Raw genomic sequence first — 19,986 nt, 5'->3', positions numbered from 1 at the left:
GTTCCCCCCCCGCCGCCGTCCGCCTTCGTACAACCGTCCGGTCAGGAAATCTTCACGGGATTGACGATGTCGGCGACCAGGACGAGCAGGGTGAAGCAGATGAAGATTCCCGCCACGACATAGGCGACCGGCATCAGCTTCGCGACATCGAACGGTCCCGGGTCGGGCCGCTTGAAGACCTTCGCCACGTTCCGCCGCACGGACTCCCACAGGGCGCCCGCGATGTGGCCGCCGTCGAGGGGCAGCAGCGGCAGCATGTTGAAGAGGAACAGCGAGAGGTTGAAGGTGGCGAGGACCATCAGGAACGACGCGACGATGTTCTGCGTCGGGATGTCGAGGTTCATCACCTCGCCGCTGATGCGGGCCGCGCCGACCACGCCGACCGGGGAGTCGGCCTTGCGCTCGCCGTCGCCGAAGGCGGCGTCCCACAGGTCGGGGATCTTGGACGGCAGGGCGATCACGGACTCCACGCCGTTCTCGATCATGTCGCCCATGCGGTCCACGGACTGGCCGAAGGTGAGCGGCTCGATCACGGACTTGGCGGCGAAGCCGAGGTAGCCCGCCTCGACGTACTTGCCCTCGATGGGCTCGCCGTCCTCGTCCTTCGCGATCACCAGGTTCTTGGCGAGCTTGGCGTGCAGGACCTGCTCCTTGCCGTCGCGTTCGACGGTGACGGTGGCCGGTCCGATGGTGTCGCGGATGCGCTCGGAGAGCGTGGCCCAGTCGTCGACGCGCTCCCCGTTGAAGGCGACGATCTTGTCGCCGGCCTTCAGTCCGGCGGCCTGGCCGGGCGAGACCGGGTCGCCCTTGGCGCATGTGTCGCGCTTCTCGCTCTGCGCGATGACGCACTTCTGGACGCCGGCGACCTCGGTCGTCTGGGTCTGGAAGCCGAAGGTCATACAGACGCTGAGGAAGATCACCACGGCCAGGACGAGGTTCATGAACGGGCCGGCGAACATCACGATGACGCGCTTCCACGGCTTGCGCGTGTAGAAGAGCCGGTTCTCGTCGCCCGGCTGGAGCTCCTCGTACGCCGCCGAGCGGGCGTCCTCGATCATGCCCCGGAAGGGGGAGGTCGAGCGGGCCTCGATCCGGCCGTCGTCACCGGGCGGGAACATGCCGATCATGCGGATGTAGCCACCGGCCGGGATGGCCTTGATGCCGTACTCCGTCTCGCCCTTGTGCCGCGACCAGAGAGTGGGGCCGAAGCCCACCATGTACTGCGGGACGCGGATGCCGAAGAGCTTGGCGGTGGAGAGGTGGCCGAGCTCGTGCCAGGCGATGGAGAAGAGCAGTCCGACGGCGAAGAGCGCGATGCCGAGGATCGTCAGAAGAATCGTCATGCGCGAGCCTCCGCGGGCTGTCCTTCGCTGAATGTGGCTGCCGTCTCACGGGCCCGGGCGCGTGCCCAGGTCTCCGCCTCCAGGACGTCCGACACCGTCAGCGAGGTTCCCCGGTCCGGCACCCCGTGTTCGGCGACGACTGCCGTGACCGTATCCATGATGCCGTTGAAGGGGAGCCGTCCGGCGAGGAACGCCTCCACGCACTCCTCGTTCGCGGCGTTGAAGACCGCGGGGGCGGTGCCCCCGAGCTCCCCGACGTGGCGGGCGAGCCCCACCGAGGGGAACGCTTCGTTGTCGAGCGGGAAGAACTCCCAGGTGGACGCCTTGGACCAGTCGAAGGCGGGGGCGGCGTCCGGGACTCGCTCCGGCCAGCCGATGCCGATGGCGATGGGGCCGCGCATGTCGGGCGGCGTGGCCTGGGCGAGGGTGGACCCGTCGGTGAACTCAACCATCGAATGGACATACGACTGCGGGTGCACCACCACCTCAATCCGATCGAAGGGAATGTCGTAGAGGAGGTGCGCCTCGATCACTTCGAGGCCCTTGTTGACGAGAGTGGCGCTGTTCACCGTGATGACCGGGCCCATGGCCCACGTGGGATGGGCCAGGGCGTCCTCGCGGGTGACCCCGGCCAGCTCGGCCCTGGTGCGGCCGCGGAAGGGGCCGCCGGAGGCGGTGACGACGAGCTTGCGGACATCGGCACGGCTGCCGGCGGCCAGGGCCTGGAACAGCGCGGCGTGCTCGGAGTCGACCGGGATGATCTGGCCCGGCTTGGCGAGGGCCTTCACCAGCGGGCCGCCGACGATCAGCGACTCCTTGTTGGCGAGGGCGAGGGTGCGGCCCGCTTCGAGCGCGGCGAGGGTGGGGGCCAGGCCGATCGAGCCGGTGATGCCGTTGAGCACGGTGTGGCACTCGGAGGCCGCGAGCTGGGTGGCGGCGTCGGGGCCGGCGAGGATCTCGGGCAGCGGTTCGGAGCCGTACCGCGCCTTCAGCGCCTCCCGCAGCGCGGGCACCGTGTCCTCACGGGCCACGGCCACCGTACGCACCCGCAGCTTGTGCGCCTGCTCCGCGAGGAGCCCGGTACGGCCGCCCGCGGCGGACAGCGCGGTGACGCGGAACCGGTCGGGGTTGCGCAGGACCAGGTCGATGGCCTGCGTGCCGATGGACCCGGTGGAGCCGAGGACGACGATGTCCCGGCGGCCTTCGGCCGGATCGAAGGCGATGTGCGGGTCTGCGAGGGGGGCTGGGCTGTCGCTCATGCCCCCCATTCTTGCCGCTTCGGCGGTGGGCCCGGACCGGGGTCTCCCCTTCCGGCCGGTCGGAGCCGGAAGGACGCCGGGGCGCCTCTTCGGGATGAGCCCGGTACGACTCCGAGAGCAGCGCCCTGGGGCGTGTTCCGGAAGTCCCGTCCGGCCGGGAACGTCTGGCCGCGCCCTCCGGGCGGACGAGGCCACTGTCGAAACACGCCCTAGGCGTGCCCTAGGCGTTCTTCGCGGCGGCCGTGAACTTCTGCCACTGGGCCGTGACGATCTCGGGCGGGACTCCGCCGAAGTCCCGGGTGTCGAGTTTCTCGGCGCGGAAGGAGAGGGTGGTGGAGCCGGAGCATACGACGGTGAGGTACTCGTACAGCTTGAGGCGGGCGTCCTTGACGTCCTCGACGGTGAAGCGGAACGCCCTGGCCTCGTCGCCGACGGCGGGCGCCTTCACCTCCTCCACCCCGGCGTAGCGCGCTCTGGCGATGGCGCGTTCCTCGGTGAAGCCGCCGGCGCACTCCTTGCCCGCCCGGGCCAGCGCGGTCATGACGGCGGTGGCGCCGGCCGGGGTGTACGAGCGGAGCTGGACGGTGACGTCGACGGCCTTGAGCTCGCCGTCGACGGAGAGCTTGCGGTTGACCTCGGCGGCCGGGTCGTGCGGTGTGGTGCCGGCGGCGAGGCTGACCAGGGGCTGGCAGACGGTGGGGTCCGCGGTGTAGGCGTCGCTGAGCGGGCCGTCGCCGACGAGGAACTCACCCGCGGTGTACGGCCCGGCCTTCTCGCCGTCGGTGAAGGAGGCGGCGGTCAGCTGTGCCTTGGTGAGGGGCGGCTTTCCGCCGGTGCTCCCGGCCGTGCTGCCGGCCGTGCCGCCACCGGCACCGGTGGCGGTGCTCGCGGCCGGGGAGGGTTTGCCGTCGCCCGGGCCGCCGGCCGGCCGCTCGGCGCTGCACGCCGCCGTCAGCAGCGCCGCGGTGAGCGCGCAGCAGACCAGGGCCGTGCGCCAGCGTCTTCCGTACATCGTTCTCCCCCTCCGGTGGCGTCGAGCGCGATTATGGGCGCTCGGTCAGGCCTGGTCGCGGAACTTCGCGAAAACCTCGTGGAACTCGGGGAAGGTCTTCGCGACGCAGCCGGGGTCGTCGAAGCCGATGCCCGGCGTGCGCAGGCCCGTCACCGCGAAGGACATCACGATCCGGTGGTCGCCGTGCGTGGCGATCTCGGCGGGGCGCGGGGTACCGGGGTGGATCTCGATCCAGTCGGGTCCGGTGGCGACGGTGATGCCCAGGCGGCGCAGGTTCTCGGCGCAGGCCTCCAGCCGGTCGCACTCCTTGACGCGGGTGTTGGCGACGTCCTCGATGCGCACCGGGCCGTCGGCGAACGGCGCGATGGCGGCGAGCGTGGGCATGGTGTCGGAGATGTCGCGCATGTTGACGGTGAGGCCGCCGAGGCGTCCGGTGCCGCGGACAGTGGTGGCGCCGTCGGCGATGTCGACGTCGGCGCCCATCCGGCGCAGGACGTCGACGAAGGCGAGGTCGCCCTGGAGGGCGCCGGTGCCGAGGCCGGGGACGGTGACCTCGCGGCCGGTGAGCGCGGCGGCGGCGAAGAAGTAGCTGGAGGTGGAGGCGTCGGGCTCGACGGCGTAGGTGGTGGCGCGGTAACCGCCGGGGGGCACGGTGTAGGTGCGTCCCTCACGGGCGACGTCGACGCCGAAGGACCGCATCATGGCGAGGGTGATCTCGACGTAGGGCTCCGAGACCAGGTCGGTGACGGTGATCGTCAGGCCCTCGGCGGTGAGCGGGCCGAGCATCAGCAGGGCGGTCAGGTACTGGGAGGACTGCCCGGCGTCCAGGGTGAGCCGGCCGCCCTTGATGCCGGCGGCCGCGATCCGCAGCGGGTGGTGGCCCTCGGCCTCCTCGTGGCGCAGGTCGACACCGAGTTCGCGCAGCGCGCTCGTGAGCGGGCCGATGGGCCGGCGGCGCATCTGCGCGGAGGCGTCGAACCGGAAGTCGCCGTGTCCCGCGGCGGCGAGAGCGGGCAGGAAGCGCGCGGTGGTGGCGCCGTCCCGGCAGTACACGTCGGCGCTCTCGGCGGCGGGCCCGGCGGGGCGGCCCTCGACACGCCACGCGCCGTCCCCGCGCTCGACCTCGTACCCGAGGGTGCGCAGCCCCTCGGCGAAGCCCTCGGTGTCGTCCGAGGCGAGCGGCCGGAGGAGGGTGGTGGTCCCGTCGGCGGCCGCGGCGAGGAAGAGGGCGCGGGCGGTGACGGACTTGGAGCCGGGGATGTCGATGACGGTCACGGCGCCCATCCTGCCGTTCGGGGCGGGACGGGCGCCGGACGTCTCAGGTACTGGTCAGCGAATGGGACGGTGGACGTTCTCCCGGGTCGACGGGCCGGGCGTGGCGTCGGCGATCCAGGGCCCGTCGCCGCTCGGGTCGAGGACGCCCTCCTCCAGCCAGGTGTACGAGCCGGCGAGCACGTTCTTGACGACCTTGGCGTCGAGGTCGTCGGTGTTGTGCCAGAGCCGGCCGAACAGTTCCTCGACACGGATGCGGGACTGCCGGCAGAACGCGTCCGCGAGCTGGTACGCCTCGCGGCCGTGGGCCTCGGTGGTGCGCAGGAGTTCCGCGCGTACGCAGGCGGCGCTCATCGCGAAGAGTTCGGCGCCGATGTCGACGATGCGGCCGAGGAAGCCCTGCTTGGTCTCCATCCGGCCCTGCCAGCGCGACATGGCGTAGAACGTCGAGCGGGCGAGCTTGCGGGAGGTCCGTTCGACGTACCGCAGGTGGGTGGAGAGGTCGGCGTGGCCGGCCGGGTGGAACTCGGCGTACGAACGCGGGAGCTGGCCGGGTCCGGCGACGAGCTTGGGCAGCCAGCGGGCGTAGAAGGCGCCCGCCTGGACGCCCGCCTTCGCCTTGTCTCCGAGGGACTTGTCGGGGTCGATGATGTCGCCGGCGACCGCGAGGTGGGCGTCGACCGCCTCGCGGGCGATCAGCAGGTGCATGATCTCGGTCGAGCCCTCGAAGATCCGGTTGATGCGCAGGTCGCGCAGGAGCTGCTCGGCGGGGACGGCCCGTTCGCCGCGGGCGGCGAGGGACTCGGCGGTCTCGAATCCTCGGCCACCGCGGATCTGGACCAGCTCGTCCGCCATGAGCCAGGCCATCTCGGAGCCGTACAGCTTGGCGAGTGCCGCTTCGATGCGGATGTCGTTGCGGTCCTCGTCGGCCATCTGGCTGGAGAGGTCCAGGACCGCTTCGAGGGCGAAGGTGGTGGCGGCGATGAACGAGATCTTCGCGCCGACGGCTTCGTGGCGGGCGACCGGCTTGCCCCACTGCTCGCGCACGGACGACCATTCGCGGGCGATCTTGAGGCACCACTTGCCGGCGCCGGCACACATCGCGGGCAGCGAGAGCCGGCCGGTGTTGAGGGTGGTCAGGGCGATCTTGAGGCCGGCGCCCTCGGGGCCGATGCGGTTCGCGGCCGGCACCCGGACCTGGTGGAAGCGGGTGACGCCGTTCTCCAGCCCGCGCAGGCCCATGAAGGCGTTGCGGTTCTCGACGGTGATGCCGGGCGATCCCGCCTCCACGACGAAGGCGGTGATGCCGCCCTTGTGGCCCTCGGACTTCGGTACGCGCGCCATGACGACGAGGAGGTCGGCGACCACGCCGTTGGTGGTCCACAGCTTCACGCCGTCGAGGACATAGTCGTCGCCGTCGGGGACGGCGGTGGTGGCCAGCCGGGCCGGGTCGGAGCCGACGTCGGGCTCGGTGAGCAGGAAGGCGGAGATGTCGGTGCGGGCGAGCCGGGGGAGGAAGGTCTCCTTCTGCTCGGGAGTGCCGAAGATCTTCAGCGGCTGCGGTACGCCGATCGACTGATGGGCGGAGAGCAGGGCGCCGAGGGCCGGGCTCACCGAGCCGACCAGCGCGAGCGCCTTGTTGTAGTACACCTGGGTGAGGCCGAGGCCGCCGTACTTGGTGTCGATCTTCATGCCGAGCGCGCCCAGTTCCTTTATCCCGTCGATGACGGCGTCCGGGATCCTTGCCTCGCGCTCGATGAGGGCGCCGTCGATCTTCGTCTCGCAGAAGTCCCGCAGCTTGGCCAGGAACTCCTCGCCGCGCTGGGCGTCCTCGGTGGCCGGCATCGGATGCGGATGGATCAGGTCCAGGCGGAAGCGGCCGAGGAACAGTTCCTTGGCGAAGCTGGGCTTGCGCCAGTCCTGTTCCCGCGCCGCCTCGGCGACCTGGCGGGCTTCGCGTTCGGAGACTTTGGGCTTGTGGTGTGGGCCGGACATGAGGGGCTCACCTCGCCGCAGGGTCGGGGGCGGCCGGCCGGTGGTCTACCGGTCGGTGCTACTCGACCGTATTACCCGATTCCCGGTGTTGCGAAAAGACGGCCGGAGCCGCCGCACGGTGCGTCGTTCACGGCACATTTGACCTGCAAATTCACTCTGACCTGCACGGATGGGCGGGCATCCGGCCGAATCGTCCCTCACTCGCCCGCAGCTCCCCGCTCCCCCATCCAGACGTCTTCCCGTGGGAACACGCCTGGGAACGCACCGCAGAACGTCTCCGGCACGGTGACCGCGCCCCCCGGGGCCGACGGCAGACCGGACCGGCCGATGGTGGTCCGGCCGGCTGCGAGCGCGACGCCCTCGTCCCCGGCCTTCGCCCGTCTCGGTACGGCCGAGCCGGAGACCGTCGCCGGTCTGCGGTGGACCGGGGTCTGTCCGCAGCGCGTCAAGGACCGGCGGCGCAAGCACCTGCAGTGGATCGAGGTGTACCTCGAAAAGCTGGACGGCGACCGGACCCGGGTGTACACGCGGGCCTGGTGACCCGGGCCGTCCAGGGTGGGGCCAGGGACATGAAGACGGCCGGAGCCCCCGCACAGTGGGCTCCGGCCGCCGGCTTGCTGCGTACGGGTGACTTCGCGTCAGAGGGCGAGGCCCGTGAGGACCAGCACCCGCTCGTACGTGTAGTCGTCCATCGCGTAGCGCACGCCCTCGCGGCCCACGCCGGAGAGCTTGGCGCCGCCGTACGGCATCTGGTCGGCGCGGTAGGACGGAACGTCGCCGATGATCACGCCACCGACTTCGAGGGCGCGGTGGGCGCGGAAGGCGGTCTGCAGGTCGTGGGTGAAGACACCCGCCTGGAGGCCGTACTTGGAGTCGTTGACCGCGGCGAACGCCTCGGCCTCGCCGTCGGTCTTCTGCACGGTGAGGACCGGGCCGAAGACCTCCTCGCAGGCCAGGGTGGTGCCGGCCGGCAGGTCGGTGAGGACGGTGGGGGCGTACGTGGCGCCGTCGCGCTTGCCGCCGGTGAGCAGCTGGGCACCGGCCTCGACGGCCTCGTCGACCCAGGACTCGACGCGCTTGGCGGCGTCCTCGCTGACCAGCGGGCCGACGTCGGTGGCGGCGTCGGACGGGTCGCCGGTGACCTGGGCCTCGACGGCCGCGACGATCTTCGGCAGCAGCCGGTCGTACACGGCGGCGTCGGCGATCACACGCTGGACGGAGATGCAGGACTGGCCGCCCTGGTAGTTGGAGAAGGTGGCGATGCGGTTCGCCGCCCAGTCCAGGTCCTCCTCGGAGGCGAAGTCGGCGAGGACGACGGCCGCGCCGTTTCCGCCGAGCTCCAGGGTGCAGTGCTTGCGCGGCACCGAGTCCATGATCGCGTAACCGACCTTCTCGGAGCCGGTGAAGGAGATGACCGGCAGGCGCTCGTCCTGTACCAGGGCGGGCATGCGCTCGTTGGCGACCGGGAGGATCGACCAGGAGCCGGCCGGCAGGTCGGTCTCGGCGAGCAGCTCACCGAGGATCAGACCGGACAGCGGGGTGGCCGGGGCCGGCTTGAGGATGATGGGCGCGCCGACGGCGATGGCCGGGGCGACCTTGTGGGCGCACAGGTTCAGCGGGAAGTTGAACGGCGCGATGCCGAGGACGGCGCCCTTGGGGAAACGGCGGGTGAGGGCGAGACGGCCCTGGCCACCGGCGTCGGTGTCGAGGCGCTGGGCCTCGCCGCCGTTGAAGCGGCGGGCCTCCTCGGCGGCGAAGCGGAACACGGAGACGGCACGGCCGACCTCGCCGCGCGCCCACTTGATGGGCTTGCCGTTCTCGGCGGAGATCAGCTGGGCGATCTCCTCGGTGCGCTCGACGAGCCGCTTCGACACGTGGTCGAGGGCGGCGGCGCGGACGTGCGCGGGCGTCGCGGCGAACTCGTCGACGACGGCGTGGGCGGCGGCGACGGCCTCTTCGACCTGGTCCTCACCGGGGACGCTGACCTGACCGACGAGGCGGCCGTCCCAGGGGTTGGTGACGTCGAAGATGGTCTCGCCGGTGGCCTGGCGGCCGGCGAGCCAGAAGGCAGTGGCAGTCATCGCGAATCCCGGCCCTTTCGAAGCTGTGCGGAGGTTGGGTTCTCTCGTTTCACACCGTAGGGCCGGGAGGGCGAACGGTCGTTTGTCCGGGATGGAGTGGTGCGGCGGCGCGATCCGCCGTTCCGGCAGGGGTGGTCGGCCGCCGCGGTTCCGGTCCGCGGTTCAGTTTCGCCGCTCGGTGCTGACGATCACGCAGACGCCGGCCACGACGACGGCGCCGCCGAGGAGGATCGGCCAGGTCAGGGCCTCGTCCAGGAGGAGGGCGCCGAGGACGACGGCGACGACCGGGTTGACGTAGGCGTAGGTGGCGACGAGGGAGAGCGGCGCGGTCTGCAGGAGCCAGGCGTACGCGGTGAACGCCACGAGGGAGCCGAAGAGGATCAGATAGGCGAGCGCGGTCCAGGAGCGGGCGGAGAAGGCGCCGAGGTCCAGTCCGCGCTGTTCGCCGCGGACCAGTCCGAGGAGCAGGCAGCCGATGCCGCCGGCGATCATCTCGTAGGCACTGGCGGCGAAGGGGTTGGCGGGCATCGGTGTGCGGGAGGCCGAGAAGGACCCGACGGACCACAGGACCGTGGCCACGACCACGGTGAGCACGCCGCCGATGCGGACGTCGCCGCTGAGCCCGGGGAGGGTGAGGACGGCGAGGCCGGCGAGGCCGAGGAGCACGCCGCCCCAGGCGCCCGGCCCGGGGCGCTCGCCGGACGCGGTGCGCAGTACGACGACCCAGGCGGGCACGATCGCGACGAGCAGGGCGGCGAGGCCGGACGGTACGGAGGTTTCGGCGAGTACGACGAGCCCGTTGCCGCCGAGCAGGAGGAGCAGCCCGACGAGTGCGGCGGACCCGAGCCGGGCGGGGGTCACCTTCAGGGCGGCCGGTCCCTGCCGCCAGGCGAGCAGCGCGGCGAGGATCAGCCCGGCGACGACGAAGCGGGCTCCCGCGGAGAGGAACGGTGGCATGGTCTCGACGACGACGCGGATGCCGAGGTACGTGGAGCCCCACACGACGTACACGATCGCGAGGGCGGCCCACACCGCGCCGCCGATCCGGCGGGGGGCGCCTCCGGGCCGGGCGGCAGGGGGCGTGGACGAGGACGCCGGTTCGACGGCAGGACTTGTCATGCACCGGAGAGTAGGGAGGTTCCGGCCGGAAAACCAAGAATTTTGCCCGACTTCGGGCAGGATCTGCACTGTCGAACGCTGAAGCCCTCTACCGTGTCGAACCGATCAGCGCCTCGTTGAGCACCTCGCACCGCAGCGATCCATTGCACCCGTGTCAGGTTCAGGAGGAGACATGACCGATCCGCGCGCATGGGGCAAGGCCGTCGTGATGGGTGGCAGCTACGCGGGTCTGGTGACCGCGCGCGTGCTCGCCGACTTCTTCCGCGAGGTCGTGGTCGTGGAACGGGACGCGGTCGACGAGGACACCGGCACCCATCCCGGCTCGCCCCAGGGGCATCACGCGCACGCCATGCTGGCGAAGGGCGGCGAGGTGCTGGAGCGGCTCTTCCCCGGACTGCGGGACGAGCTCAGCGGGGCGGGCGCGCCGGTCTTCGACTACGGCCAGGGCATCGACTTCCTGCTGCCCACGGGCCTCGCCCCGCGGGACCGGACGGGTGTGCTGATCCAGACGTTCACCCGGGACGAGCTGGAGCGGCGGCTGCGGCGCAGGGTCCTCGCCCTCCCCGAGGTCACGCTGCTGGCCTCCACGCGGTGCGAGGGGCTGCTCCGGGAGGCGTCGGGCCGGGTGACCGGGGTGCGGTGCCGCGGGGGCGAGGAGCCCTTCGACGTGACCGCCGATCTGGTGGTCGACGCCGCCGGCCGGTCCAGCGCACTGGAGCAGTGGCTGGCGACGACAGGGGTGGTGGTGCCGCCGAAGCGGATCGTGAAGGCGAAGGTCACCTACACGACGATGAACTTCGACCGGCCCGCCGGCAGCGGTCCGGACTTCCACATCGCCTACCAGATGCTGTCCGCCCCGCACGTCCCGCGCGCCGGGGTCCTCCTGGCGGTGGAGCGCGACCGGTGGACGTGCTCCCTGGTCGGGTTCGAGGACCAGCCCCCGACCGACGACGCGGGTTTCCTGGGCTTCGCCGCGAGCCTGAGGAACCCGCACCTGGCGCACCACATCGAACGGCGCACCGTCCAGGAGCCCACGTACCGCTACACCAACGTCAACAACCAGTGGCGGCAGTACCACACGGTGAAGAACTGGCCGGAGGGGCTGGTCGCGCTGGGCGACGCGGTCTGCGCCCTGAACCCGGTCTACGGCCAGGGCATGACGGTCGCCGCGATGGAGGCGGAGCTGCTGCACCGGATGCTGGCGCGCCGGCGGGCGTCCGGGCGGGACCTCGGCGGGCTCGCCGGGGCGTACCAGCGGCGGCTGGGGCGGCTGCTGCTCACGCCGTGGACGGTGTCCGTCAACGCGGACCTGATGTGGAATCCGGACCGGCAGCCGGTCGGCGCGAGGATCGCGCACTGGTACAACACCCATCTGTTCCGCGTCGCGGTGAAGGACGCGGCCGTGTGGGCGCGGTTCGTCCGGGTGGTGAACATGATCGCCCCGCCGGCCGTGCTGTTCCATCCGGCCGTGGCGCTGAAGGTCCTCGGCGCCGCGCTCACGAGGTAGCCGGATTTCAGGAGGCGGGCGACTCGCCCGTGGCCTTGAGGGCCAGCCACAGCTCCATCCGGACGTCCGGGTCGTCCAGGGAGCGGCCCAGTATCTCCTCCACGCGGCGCATGCGGTAGCGCAGGGTGTGGCGGTGGACCCCGAGGTCCGCCGCGGCGGCGTCCCACTGGCCGTGCCGGGAGAGCCAGGCGCGCAGGGAGGCGACGAGGTCGCCGCGGCCGGTGGCGTCGTGCTCGTACAGCGCGCGCAGCAGTCCGTCCGCGAAGGCCCGGACCGCGTCGTCTGCCAGCAGCGGCAGGACCGAGCCGGCCGCCAGCTCCTCGTGCTCGACGAGCGCCCGGCCGCGCCGGCGGGCGACCGACAGGGCCTGTTCGGCCTGTTTGTAGGCGGCCGCGGCGGCGATCGGACCGGTCGGGGCGGACAGGCCCACGACGACCCCCGCCTCCTCGGCCTCCCTCTCGGCGTACTCCTCGCACGCCGAGACCACCGCTCCCCCGTCGCCGGCGAGCACGACCAGCCGGTCCTCGCCCTCCGGAACGGTCAGCACGGCCTCTCCCGCCCGGGCGGCGGCCGCCTCCAGGGAATCGGCGAGCGCAGGGAGGGGCGGTTCGGCCGCCGGATCCCGTTCACCGGCCGACTCGGCGATCAGCAGCCGGAACGGGGCGTCGAGCAGCCCGCCGTAGAGATCGCCGGCGGCCGCGCGGGCATGGTCGGGCTGGCCCGAGAGCATCATGCGCAGCACGGCGGCGCCGAGCCGCTGCTCGGCCGCCTGGAGGGAGCGCGAGCGCTCGGTGGTCAGGGTGAGCAGGGCGATGGCGGAGTGCACGGCGTAACGTTCCGCCGTTCCCAGCGGCGCGCCCGTGCCGACCGCCAGCGCGCCGCGGACCCGGCGTCCGGTGCCCAACGACTGGAGCTCCACCCGGTCCTCGGTGCCGCCGACCACCGCGCTCGCGGGGGCGGCCCGCTCACGCAGCCGTTCCACGTCCCTGGTGAGCCGGGCCGCCCGTCGGGCCGCCCACTCGGGTGCCGCAGTCAGCACCGCACCGGACGCGTCGTACAGCGCCGCCCAGCCGTCGACGTGCGCGGCGAGCCTCGTCACCACCGCGTCCGGGCCCTCGGCGAGCGCCGCCCGCGTCAGCTCCCGCTGAACCTCGAAACCGGCCGTCACCGCGCGGTACTGGTCCGCCGCGATCGCCGCCGAGACCGCCTTGGAGATGGCGAGGAACGGAGTGCGCCGCGGCACCTCCAGCAGCGGCAGCCCCTCCTCCCCCGCCGCGTCCACCAGCGCCTGCGGGGTCTCCTCGTAGTTGACGCCCACCGCGAAGCCGAGTCCGACGACGCCCGCACCGGCCAGCCGCCGCACATAGCGGCGCATCGCCTCGGGGTCGGCGACGTCCAGCGTCATCCCGGTGAACAGCAGCAGCTCGCCGCCCTCCATGTAGGGGACGGGGTCGGCGAGCTCACTCACATGGGCCCAGCGAACGGGGGTGTCGAGGCGGTCCTCCCCGGCGCGGACGGTGAGTTTGAGCGCCGAGTGCTGTACGAGCGAGGCGAGTGTGGGCGGCATGGGACCGGCGGACCTTCGGCAGGGGATTTCGCCGTCCCGTACGAACGGCGCCCCTCAATTCTGCCAGGACGTACGACAGCGCCGCCTCACGTCCGCAGATCGACCAGAAGCGGAGGGGTGTGTTCCCCCCGTACGCCCGTCAGGGACAGTACGGCATGGCCCGCCGGCACCGCGTGCGCCAGGTCCGACGCGGACCAGCGCTGGCGCTCCACCTCCCGCACGGTCACCGCCTCCGCCGTGGCCGCCTTCCCCGTCACCAGGCGGCGCATGAAGTGCAGGGCCTTGGTGAGCGGCTCGTCGGAGACGATCTGCCGGTTGGTGACGTCCCGCGTCTGCACCCACTCGGTGCCCCAGGTCTCGGCGAACCGCCCGCCGTCCCAGGGCGCGAGCCCCGCGAACGCCATCCGGCAGCCGACCGCGCCGAGCAGCGGTCCCCGCAGCGCCTCGGGGACGTCCTCCAGGGTGCGCAGCGCCAGTACGACACCCGCGTGAGCGGACCGGAGCCGCTGGATCGCGCGCACGGAGTCGGCGGTCACGGTGTACGTCGCGTCGTCCAGGACCAGGCAGGCGAAGAGCGACCGGTCCGCGCGCCCGATCGCGGCCTCGGTGAACTGGGCGAGCAGTAGCCGCGCCACGATCCGCGACGCCTCGGCGTGCCCGCGCTCGGGCAGGTCGACCCGGACCCGCAGCGGGTGCTCGATGGCCCGCAGCGAGAAGGCGTGCCCGCCGCTCCCGGGGCGGAAGAACCGGGCGAAGGCCGGCCGGTCCAGGAACGCGATCCGTTCGGCGAGCAGCACACCGACGTCGTCGCCCCGCTCGGCCTGCCGCTCCCGGGCGTCGAGCTCGCGCAGCAGGGCGGCGTCATCGGCGACGGCCGCGCGCAGCCCGGCGAGCGCCTTGGGCGAGCCGCCGAGCAGCTCCCGCAGTTCGGGCACGGCCGGGAAGTGGCCGTGTGCCGCGCGGTAGGGGCCGATGAGCTGGGCCAGCGCGGTGGCGGCCCGCCGGCTGTCGGGGACGAGGTCGCCGACGAGGGCCTCGGCGAGGACCGCGGCCGCTTCGTCGGGGTCGTCCGCGCCGCCGTACAGGTCGAGGTCGTGGCTGGAGTCCGCGCGGCCGACGGCCACGACCACGTCGAAGGAGTCGTCGGGCGCGAGGGCGGCCCCCTGCGAGGTCACCGCGATCACCGCGGCCCGGTTGGCGAGGGCCTGGAGGCAGAGCGACTCCACGACGGGCCGGACGAGGCGGACCGTCTTCCCGGACCCGGCCGGCCCCACCGCCACCAGCGACGTGCCCAGCACGTCCGGCCCGAGCGCCATCCCGGTGGTACGGCGCCCGTACGGGTTGCGCGTGTGATCGGCCACGGTGCCGATCCGTACCTGGGCGGTGGCGAGGTCGTGCACGGCGGTGCGGACGGGCAGGTCGCGCACGCCCGAGGGGTGGGCGCAGGCGGCGGCCCCCTGGCTGCGCACCGCCTCGGTGAAGGCGGCGAGCCGGTTCGGATGGGTGCGCACGCCCTGCCAGGCACGCCGGATGCGGGCGTAGTCGACGTCGCCGAGCTGCCCCGTCTTCGTGGCCTCGGCGAGCGTCGCGGCAGCCTCCGCGAGCCCGGCCTCACTCAGCTCAGGCCAGTTGGCCGGGTCAGCCTCCGGGAGCGGCAACGCCTGGGCCGAATCATCGCCCCTCAAGCGCCGTGTTACGACAGGCCAAGTCCCGACCCTGCCCACGACAGCGAGGACAGCGGCGGCGAGCAGTACGTAGTAAATGTTGGAGCCCCAGGTGAGCCAGACGGCTTGGTTACGAGGCATCTGTTGCCACACCCCCTGCATGAGGATGAATAGCGGCCAAAGCGGCACGCCGAAGCGCTGCCAAACTTCACGCCAGCTTCCGACCCGTCCGAAGCAGAAGGCGATCAAGCCAAGGACAACGGCGTCCCATACGTAGGTCGCAGTGACGAATAGGTCGAAGTTGGGGTTGATGGGCGCCCGCCAGGGCTCGGGCACCAGTAGCAGCATCGGCAGCAGCCACCAATCCTTGACAAAGATCCACCACCCCTCTAGGTAGCCGTTCCACAGCAATGACCAAAGCAGCCAGCCGCAGAGGTACGCGATCACAGCACCAGTAAGCAGCTGGCGGCCGGGAACTCGGTCCAGATCCTCCTCGGGGCGCTCGCAATGGCCGAACCGCCACACTCCGGGCCCGGCAGCTGGGCGGGGCGTGCGCAGCCACTCGACCACGCCGACTCGACCGGGGGCGTGCACCGGCTGCGGCGGCACGCGCGGCGGCCGCGACGGGGGCGGCGGGGGCGGCCCGGCATGGGTGCCGCGTGCGTCGTACGAACCGTCGGTGTCCATGAACTCCTGTCCCTTGACCAGCCGGGCCGACTGTCTGTGCACCCGTCAATCTAGTGCCCGCACAGTCGCGTTAGGAGAACGTCTGGCCTGCACCCGGCAGACTGCGTTGGGGTGGGGCCGTGCAGGGTAGTCCCCGCAGGGGCTGGCGGCCGGGAAACCGCTCCCTTGTGTAGAGACCGAAGGCCGCCGGCCCCGAGGAGTCGAGCCCGGAGGGGCCCCGCCCCCACCCCACGCGGAGGAGCCGCACCCCGCGCGAGGGAACCACACCGCACCGCTCCTATGTCCGCCACGGACAAGGACACCCCCCGCAACACTCCCGATCGGCGCATGCCCACCCCCCTGCCCCGGCCCTAGCCTGCGGAAGAAAGAGAAGCAGCGTCCGAAAGACCCCACCCCAGGAGCCCCGCATGACCGAAATCCCGCAGGAGCGCCGCGTCGTCACCGCCATTCCCGGCCCGAAGTCCCAGGAGCTTCAGGCCCGCCGTACCGCCACGGTCGCGGGCGGTGTGGGCTCCGTACTGCCGGTCTTCACGGCCCGCGCAGGTGGCGGCATCATCGAGGACGTCGACGGCAACCGCCTGATCGACTTCGGTTCCGGTATCGCCGTGACGTCGGTGGGTGCGTCCGCCGAGGCCGTCGTGCGCCGGGCCGCCGCCCAGCTGCAGGACTTCACGCACACCTGTTTCATGGTCACGCCGTACGAGGGTTACGTCGAGGTCTGCGAGGCGCTCGCGGAGCTGACGCCGGGCGACCACGCCAAGAAGTCCGCGCTGTTCAACAGTGGCGCCGAGGCCGTCGAGAACGCGGTCAAGATCGCCCGTTCGTACACCAAGCGCCAGGCCGTCGTCGTCTTCGACCACGGCTACCACGGCCGTACGAACCTGACGATGGCGCTGACCGCCAAGAACATGCCGTACAAGCACGGCTTCGGTCCGTTCGCCCCCGAGGTGTACCGCGTGCCGGTGGCCTACGGCTACCGCTGGCCGACCGGCCCGGACAACTGCGGCCCCGAGGCCGCCGCCCAGGCGATCGACCAGATCAGCAAGCAGATCGGCGCCGAGAACGTCGCCGCGATCATCATCGAGCCGGTGCTCGGCGAGGGTGGCTTCATCGAGCCGGCCAAGGGCTTCCTCCCGGCGATCTCGCGGTTCGCGAAGGACAACGGCATCGTCTTCGTCGCGGACGAGATCCAGTCCGGCTTCTGCCGCACCGGCCAGTGGTTCGCCTGTGAGGACGAGGGTGTCGTCCCGGACCTCATCACGACCGCCAAGGGCATCGCGGGCGGCCTGCCGCTGGCCGCGGTCACCGGCCGCGCCGAGATCATGGACTCCGTGCACGGCGGCGGCCTGGGCGGCACCTACGGCGGTAACCCGGTGGCCTGCGCCGGTGCGCTCGGTGCCATCGAGACCATGAAGGAGCTCGACCTCAACGGCAGGGCGAAGCGCATCGAGGAGGTCATGAAGGGCCGCCTCGCCGAGATGCAGAAGAACGCCCCGAACGGCGCGATCATCGGCGACATCCGCGGCCGCGGCGCCATGATCGCGATCGAGCTGGTGAAGGACCCGGCGACGAAGGAGCCGAACCCGGAGGCCGCCGCCGCGCTGGCGAAGGCCTGCCACGCGGAGGGCGTGCTGGTCCTGACCTGTGGCACCTACGGCAACGTGCTGCGCTTCCTGCCGCCGCTGGTGATCGGCGAGGACCTGCTGAACGAGGGCCTCGACATCATCGAGAGCGCGTTCGCCCGGCTCTGAGCCCAGGCGTGACCTTGCGTGACGGGGTGTGAAGAAGCTGTGGGGGGCCGATGGCGGGATGGAGATCCGCCTGTCGGTCCCCCCGGTCCTGCCGTACGGTTTCTGCAGATGAGAGAAACACCCCGCCCGCAGGGGACTGCGGGCGGCTCCAGGACGGAGCCTCCCCAGCCTCGTCCTGGTCGTGCCCTCGCGCACACCGACGGAGCCCCCGGCTCCGGAACTCCTCACCGATCGGACAGCCGCCCGCCCCATACCCCCCGGGGCGCGCGGCACACCGATCCTGACGGCCGCCCCGGAACCACCCCCCCTGTTCCGGGGCGGCCGACTCTCTTCTGGGGCCTCCTCCTCTTCGCGGTCGTCACCTGGCAGGTCGCCGCCGACGGGCCGCTGGCCCGGCTGGACGAGCGTGCGGGCCGCGCGCTGGCGGGCCGCGGGCCCCGGCCGCTCACCGAGTTCCTCGCCGACCTGGGCAATATGACGGTCGCCCTTCCGGTGCTGGCGGCCGCGATCGCGTATGCGGTGTGGCGTGGCCGCCGCGGCCCCGCGCTGTACGCGGCCGTCGCCATGGCTCTGGTCCCCGCGCTGGTCGTACCTCTGAAACTGCTGGTGGACCGGGTCGGGCCACTGACCACGGAAACCGGCTACTACCCGTCGGGCCACACGGCGACGGCCATGGTCGCCTACTGCGGCGCGGCGCTGCTGCTGCACCGTCGCCTGCTGCCCGTCGCCGCCGCGCTGACGGTGGCGACGGGCGCCGGACTGGTGCTGCGCGGCTACCACTGGCCGCTGGACGTGGTGGGCAGTGCCTGTCTGTTCCTGGCGCTGTGGGGTGCGGCGCCGCGTGCGGTCAGCTCCAGCGGTAGGCGTCGAAGTTCTTCGAGAACTCCCACTGACTGAACCGGTCCCAGTTGATGGACCAGGTCATCAGGCCGCGCAGGGCCGGCCAGGTGCCGTGGGTCCGGTAGGAGCCGCAGTCGGCGTTCCTCGTCAGGCAGTTCAGCGCCTTGATGACGTCCGCCGGGGCGGTGTGGCCGTTGCCGGCGTGGGTGGAGGCGGGCAGGCCGATGGCGACCTGTTCGGGCCGCAGTGCGGGGAAGAACCGCTCGGTGTCGCCCGCGACCGGGAAGCCGGTGAGCAGCATGTCGGTCATGGCGATGTGGAAGTCGGCGGTGCCCATCGAGTGGTACTGGTTGTCCAGGCCCATGATCGGTCCCGAGTTGTAGTCCTGGACGTGCAGCAGGGTCAGGTCGTCGCGCAGGGCGTGGATGACCGGGAGGTAGGCGCCGGCGCGCGGGTCCTGGCCGCCCCACGGGCCCGGCCCGTAGTACTGGTGTCCCAGCTGGACGAAGAAGGTCTCGGGGGCCATGGTGAGGACGAAGCCGGGGCCGTACGTGGCCTTGAGGGTCTTCAGCGCCGAGATCAGGTGGACGACGACCGGCGTCGTGGGGTCGCGGAAGTCGGTGTCGCCGGTGTTCAGCGACAGTGAGTGGCCCTCGAAGTCGATGTCCAGTCCGTCGAGCCCGTATTCGTCGATGATCTTCGAGACGGAGGAGACGAAGGCGTCGCGGGCGGCCGTGGTGGCGAGCCGGACCTGGCCGTTCTGGCCGCCGACGGAGATCAGGACCTTCTTTCCGGCGGCCTGCTTGGCCTTGATCGCGGCCTTGAAGTCGGTCGCGGACTCGGCGTTCGGGCATTCGGCGACCGGACAGAGGCGGAAGCGGATGTCGCCGGAGGTGACGGAGGTCGGTTCGCCGAAAGCCAGGTTGATGACGTCCCAGGACTCGGGGACGTCGGCCATGCGGGTGTGGCCGGAGCCGTTGGCGAAGCTCGCGTGGAGGTACCCGACGAGTGCGTGGGCGGGAAGGCCCCGGTCCGGGTCCGTGCCGCCCGGGGCGGTCGTCGCGGTGACGGCGGCGGACTTGGGGGACTCGCCCGCGGCGTTCACGGCGGCGACCTGGAAGCTGTGGGCGGTGGCGGGCGCGAGGCCCGTGACGGTCGCCGCGGTCCCGGTCACCGTGAGGGTCCGGATGCCGCCCCGGTAGACGTGGTAGCCGGTGGCGCCGGGGACGGGCGTCCAGCTGAGGGGGACGCTGGAGGACGTGGGGATGCCTGCGGTCAGCCCGGTCGGGGCGGCGGGCGGCTGGACCGGGTCCCCGCCCGGGCCCGACAGGGACAGGTCGTCGGCGTGGAAGGCGGGCGTTCCGTACCAGCCGTGGGTGTACACGGTCACGGAGGTGGTGGCCGGGCCGGTGCGGAACGTCGTGGTCAGTTTCTGCCAGTCGGTCGCCGACGGGGTCCAGGTGGACACGTCGGTGGTGCCGGTGCCGGACGCGCCGAGGTACACATGACCGCCGCGGACCCAGCCGCTCAGCGTGTACGTGGAGTCGGGCCTGACGGTGACGGACTGGGAGCAGCGGGCGTTGTCGTGGCCCGCGGGGGTGGCCCGGAGGGCGTGGGTGCCACCGTGCACGGGTGCGGAGACCACGGCTCCGCTGCCCCCGGTGCAACTCCATCCGTCGAGGCCGGACTCGAAGCCGCCGTTGCGGGTCAGTTCCGTGTCGGCGGCGTGGGCCGCGGTCTGCCCGGAGGCGGCGAGGCCGCCCGCGGCGAGCACGGCCGCCATCAGGCCGGCGAGGGGGGCGCGGGGTCTGCGGAAGGGAGTGCGGTCCACAACTGCCTCCGGACGTGGGGGTGTCGAGGTGCGGCGCGCACAACATGGTCCAGACCAA

At 72.1% G+C, this 19,986-nt stretch carries 14 protein-coding genes; 4 read left to right on the top strand and 10 right to left on the bottom strand.

Annotation, left to right across the window (positions count from 1 at the left end; all coding sequences use genetic code 11):
* Nucleotides 1-41: 41 nt before the first annotated feature.
* From ACY34K_RS21375 to ACY34K_RS21355, 5 genes are all read right to left on the bottom strand, one after another.
* The gene (locus tag ACY34K_RS21375) at nucleotides 42-1,343 is read right to left on the bottom strand and encodes a M50 family metallopeptidase (RefSeq protein WP_462749389.1); all 1,302 of its coding nucleotides are present in this window, start codon (nucleotides 1,341-1,343) and stop codon (nucleotides 42-44) included.
* The gene (gene dxr / locus ACY34K_RS21370) at nucleotides 1,340-2,602 is read right to left on the bottom strand and encodes a 1-deoxy-D-xylulose-5-phosphate reductoisomerase (protein WP_462749387.1); all 1,263 of its coding nucleotides are present in this window, start codon (nucleotides 2,600-2,602) and stop codon (nucleotides 1,340-1,342) included. Before dxr ends, ACY34K_RS21375 begins: the two co-directional genes overlap by 4 nt.
* A 220-nt stretch (nucleotides 2,603-2,822) precedes the next feature.
* Complete coding sequence (locus ACY34K_RS21365) at nucleotides 2,823-3,614, bottom strand: hypothetical protein (RefSeq protein WP_462749385.1); 792 nt, start codon at nucleotides 3,612-3,614, stop codon at nucleotides 2,823-2,825.
* A gap of 45 nt (nucleotides 3,615-3,659) precedes the next feature.
* Nucleotides 3,660-4,889 carry a 3-phosphoshikimate 1-carboxyvinyltransferase gene (aroA, locus tag ACY34K_RS21360; RefSeq protein WP_462749383.1) on the bottom strand — a complete coding sequence of 410 codons (1,230 nt, stop codon included), beginning with the start codon at nucleotides 4,887-4,889 and terminating at the stop codon, nucleotides 3,660-3,662.
* Nucleotides 4,890-4,943: 54 nt separating this feature from the next.
* Nucleotides 4,944-6,881 carry an acyl-CoA dehydrogenase family protein gene (locus tag ACY34K_RS21355; protein ID WP_462749381.1) on the bottom strand — a complete coding sequence of 646 codons (1,938 nt, stop codon included), beginning with the start codon at nucleotides 6,879-6,881 and terminating at the stop codon, nucleotides 4,944-4,946.
* 285 nt (nucleotides 6,882-7,166) lie between these two features.
* On the opposite strand from ACY34K_RS21355, the gene ACY34K_RS21350 reads away from it, so the two are divergent.
* Nucleotides 7,167-7,421 (top strand): hypothetical protein, encoded by a 255-nt coding sequence (locus ACY34K_RS21350; RefSeq protein ID WP_462749380.1) that lies wholly within the window; start codon nucleotides 7,167-7,169, stop codon nucleotides 7,419-7,421.
* Nucleotides 7,422-7,519: 98 nt separating this feature from the next.
* Here the strand turns inward: ACY34K_RS21350 and ACY34K_RS21345 are convergent, their stop codons facing one another.
* Together ACY34K_RS21345 and ACY34K_RS21340 are read right to left on the bottom strand one after the other, a co-directional pair.
* Complete coding sequence (locus tag ACY34K_RS21345; RefSeq protein ID WP_462749378.1) at nucleotides 7,520-8,962, bottom strand: aldehyde dehydrogenase family protein; 1,443 nt, start codon at nucleotides 8,960-8,962, stop codon at nucleotides 7,520-7,522.
* 162 nt (nucleotides 8,963-9,124) lie between these two features.
* Nucleotides 9,125-10,081, bottom strand: coding sequence for an EamA family transporter (locus tag ACY34K_RS21340; protein WP_462749377.1), 957 nt, complete (start codon nucleotides 10,079-10,081; stop codon nucleotides 9,125-9,127).
* Nucleotides 10,082-10,253: 172 nt separating this feature from the next.
* On the opposite strand from ACY34K_RS21340, the gene ACY34K_RS21335 reads away from it, so the two are divergent.
* The gene (locus tag ACY34K_RS21335; RefSeq protein WP_462749375.1) at nucleotides 10,254-11,588 is read left to right on the top strand and encodes an FAD-dependent oxidoreductase; all 1,335 of its coding nucleotides are present in this window, start codon (nucleotides 10,254-10,256) and stop codon (nucleotides 11,586-11,588) included.
* A 7-nt stretch (nucleotides 11,589-11,595) separates the two neighbouring features.
* On the opposite strand, the gene ACY34K_RS21330 is transcribed toward ACY34K_RS21335, so the two are convergent.
* Together ACY34K_RS21330 and ACY34K_RS21325 are read right to left on the bottom strand one after the other, a co-directional pair.
* Nucleotides 11,596-13,155, bottom strand: coding sequence for a PucR family transcriptional regulator (locus tag ACY34K_RS21330; RefSeq protein ID WP_462749373.1), 1,560 nt, complete (start codon nucleotides 13,153-13,155; stop codon nucleotides 11,596-11,598).
* Nucleotides 13,156-13,241: 86 nt separating this feature from the next.
* Nucleotides 13,242-14,981 carry a type IV secretory system conjugative DNA transfer family protein gene (locus tag ACY34K_RS21325; RefSeq protein ID WP_462749371.1) on the bottom strand — a complete coding sequence of 580 codons (1,740 nt, stop codon included), beginning with the start codon at nucleotides 14,979-14,981 and terminating at the stop codon, nucleotides 13,242-13,244.
* Between the two features lie 932 nt (nucleotides 14,982-15,913).
* Here ACY34K_RS21325 and gabT point away from each other — a divergent pair.
* Together gabT and ACY34K_RS21315 are read left to right on the top strand one after the other, a co-directional pair.
* The gene (gene gabT / locus ACY34K_RS21320) at nucleotides 15,914-17,257 is read left to right on the top strand and encodes a 4-aminobutyrate--2-oxoglutarate transaminase (protein WP_462749369.1); all 1,344 of its coding nucleotides are present in this window, start codon (nucleotides 15,914-15,916) and stop codon (nucleotides 17,255-17,257) included.
* A gap of 108 nt (nucleotides 17,258-17,365) precedes the next feature.
* A complete protein-coding gene (locus ACY34K_RS21315; RefSeq protein WP_462749366.1) occupies nucleotides 17,366-18,154 on the top strand; it encodes a phosphatase PAP2 family protein in 789 nt (262 codons plus the stop codon).
* Here the strand turns inward: ACY34K_RS21315 and ACY34K_RS21310 are convergent.
* Nucleotides 18,105-19,928, bottom strand: a complete 1,824-nt coding sequence (locus ACY34K_RS21310; protein ID WP_462749364.1) for a chitinase — start codon at nucleotides 19,926-19,928, stop codon at nucleotides 18,105-18,107. The two genes, ACY34K_RS21315 and ACY34K_RS21310, sit on opposite strands and share 50 nt — an antisense overlap.
* Nucleotides 19,929-19,986 lie beyond the last annotated feature (58 nt).

Source organism: Streptomyces sp. STAM6 (assembly GCF_054963715.1).
The sequence above is the reverse complement of the archived record's forward strand: the minus strand, read 5'-3'. Positions and strand labels throughout refer to the sequence as shown.

What these genes read in the sequence shown, in the direction of transcription:
- ACY34K_RS21375 (WP_462749389.1), bottom strand. Translation starts at nt 1,343, where the DNA reads ATGACGATTCTTCTGACGATCCTCGGCATCGCGCTCTTCGCCGTCGGA.
- dxr (WP_462749387.1), bottom strand. Translation starts at nt 2,602, where the DNA reads ATGAGCGACAGCCCAGCCCCCCTCGCAGACCCGCACATCGCCTTCGAT.
- ACY34K_RS21365 (WP_462749385.1), bottom strand. Translation starts at nt 3,614, where the DNA reads ATGTACGGAAGACGCTGGCGCACGGCCCTGGTCTGCTGCGCGCTCACC.
- ACY34K_RS21355 (WP_462749381.1), bottom strand. Translation starts at nt 6,881, where the DNA reads ATGTCCGGCCCACACCACAAGCCCAAAGTCTCCGAACGCGAAGCCCGC.
- ACY34K_RS21345 (WP_462749378.1), bottom strand. Translation starts at nt 8,962, where the DNA reads ATGACTGCCACTGCCTTCTGGCTCGCCGGCCGCCAGGCCACCGGCGAG.
- ACY34K_RS21340 (WP_462749377.1), bottom strand. Translation starts at nt 10,081, where the DNA reads ATGACAAGTCCTGCCGTCGAACCGGCGTCCTCGTCCACGCCCCCTGCC.
- ACY34K_RS21335 (WP_462749375.1), top strand. Translation starts at nt 10,254, where the DNA reads ATGACCGATCCGCGCGCATGGGGCAAGGCCGTCGTGATGGGTGGCAGC.
- ACY34K_RS21330 (WP_462749373.1), bottom strand. Translation starts at nt 13,155, where the DNA reads ATGCCGCCCACACTCGCCTCGCTCGTACAGCACTCGGCGCTCAAACTC.
- ACY34K_RS21325 (WP_462749371.1), bottom strand. Translation starts at nt 14,981, where the DNA reads ATGCAGGGGGTGTGGCAACAGATGCCTCGTAACCAAGCCGTCTGGCTC.
- gabT (WP_462749369.1), top strand. Translation starts at nt 15,914, where the DNA reads ATGACCGAAATCCCGCAGGAGCGCCGCGTCGTCACCGCCATTCCCGGC.
- ACY34K_RS21315 (WP_462749366.1), top strand. Translation starts at nt 17,366, where the DNA reads ATGAGAGAAACACCCCGCCCGCAGGGGACTGCGGGCGGCTCCAGGACG.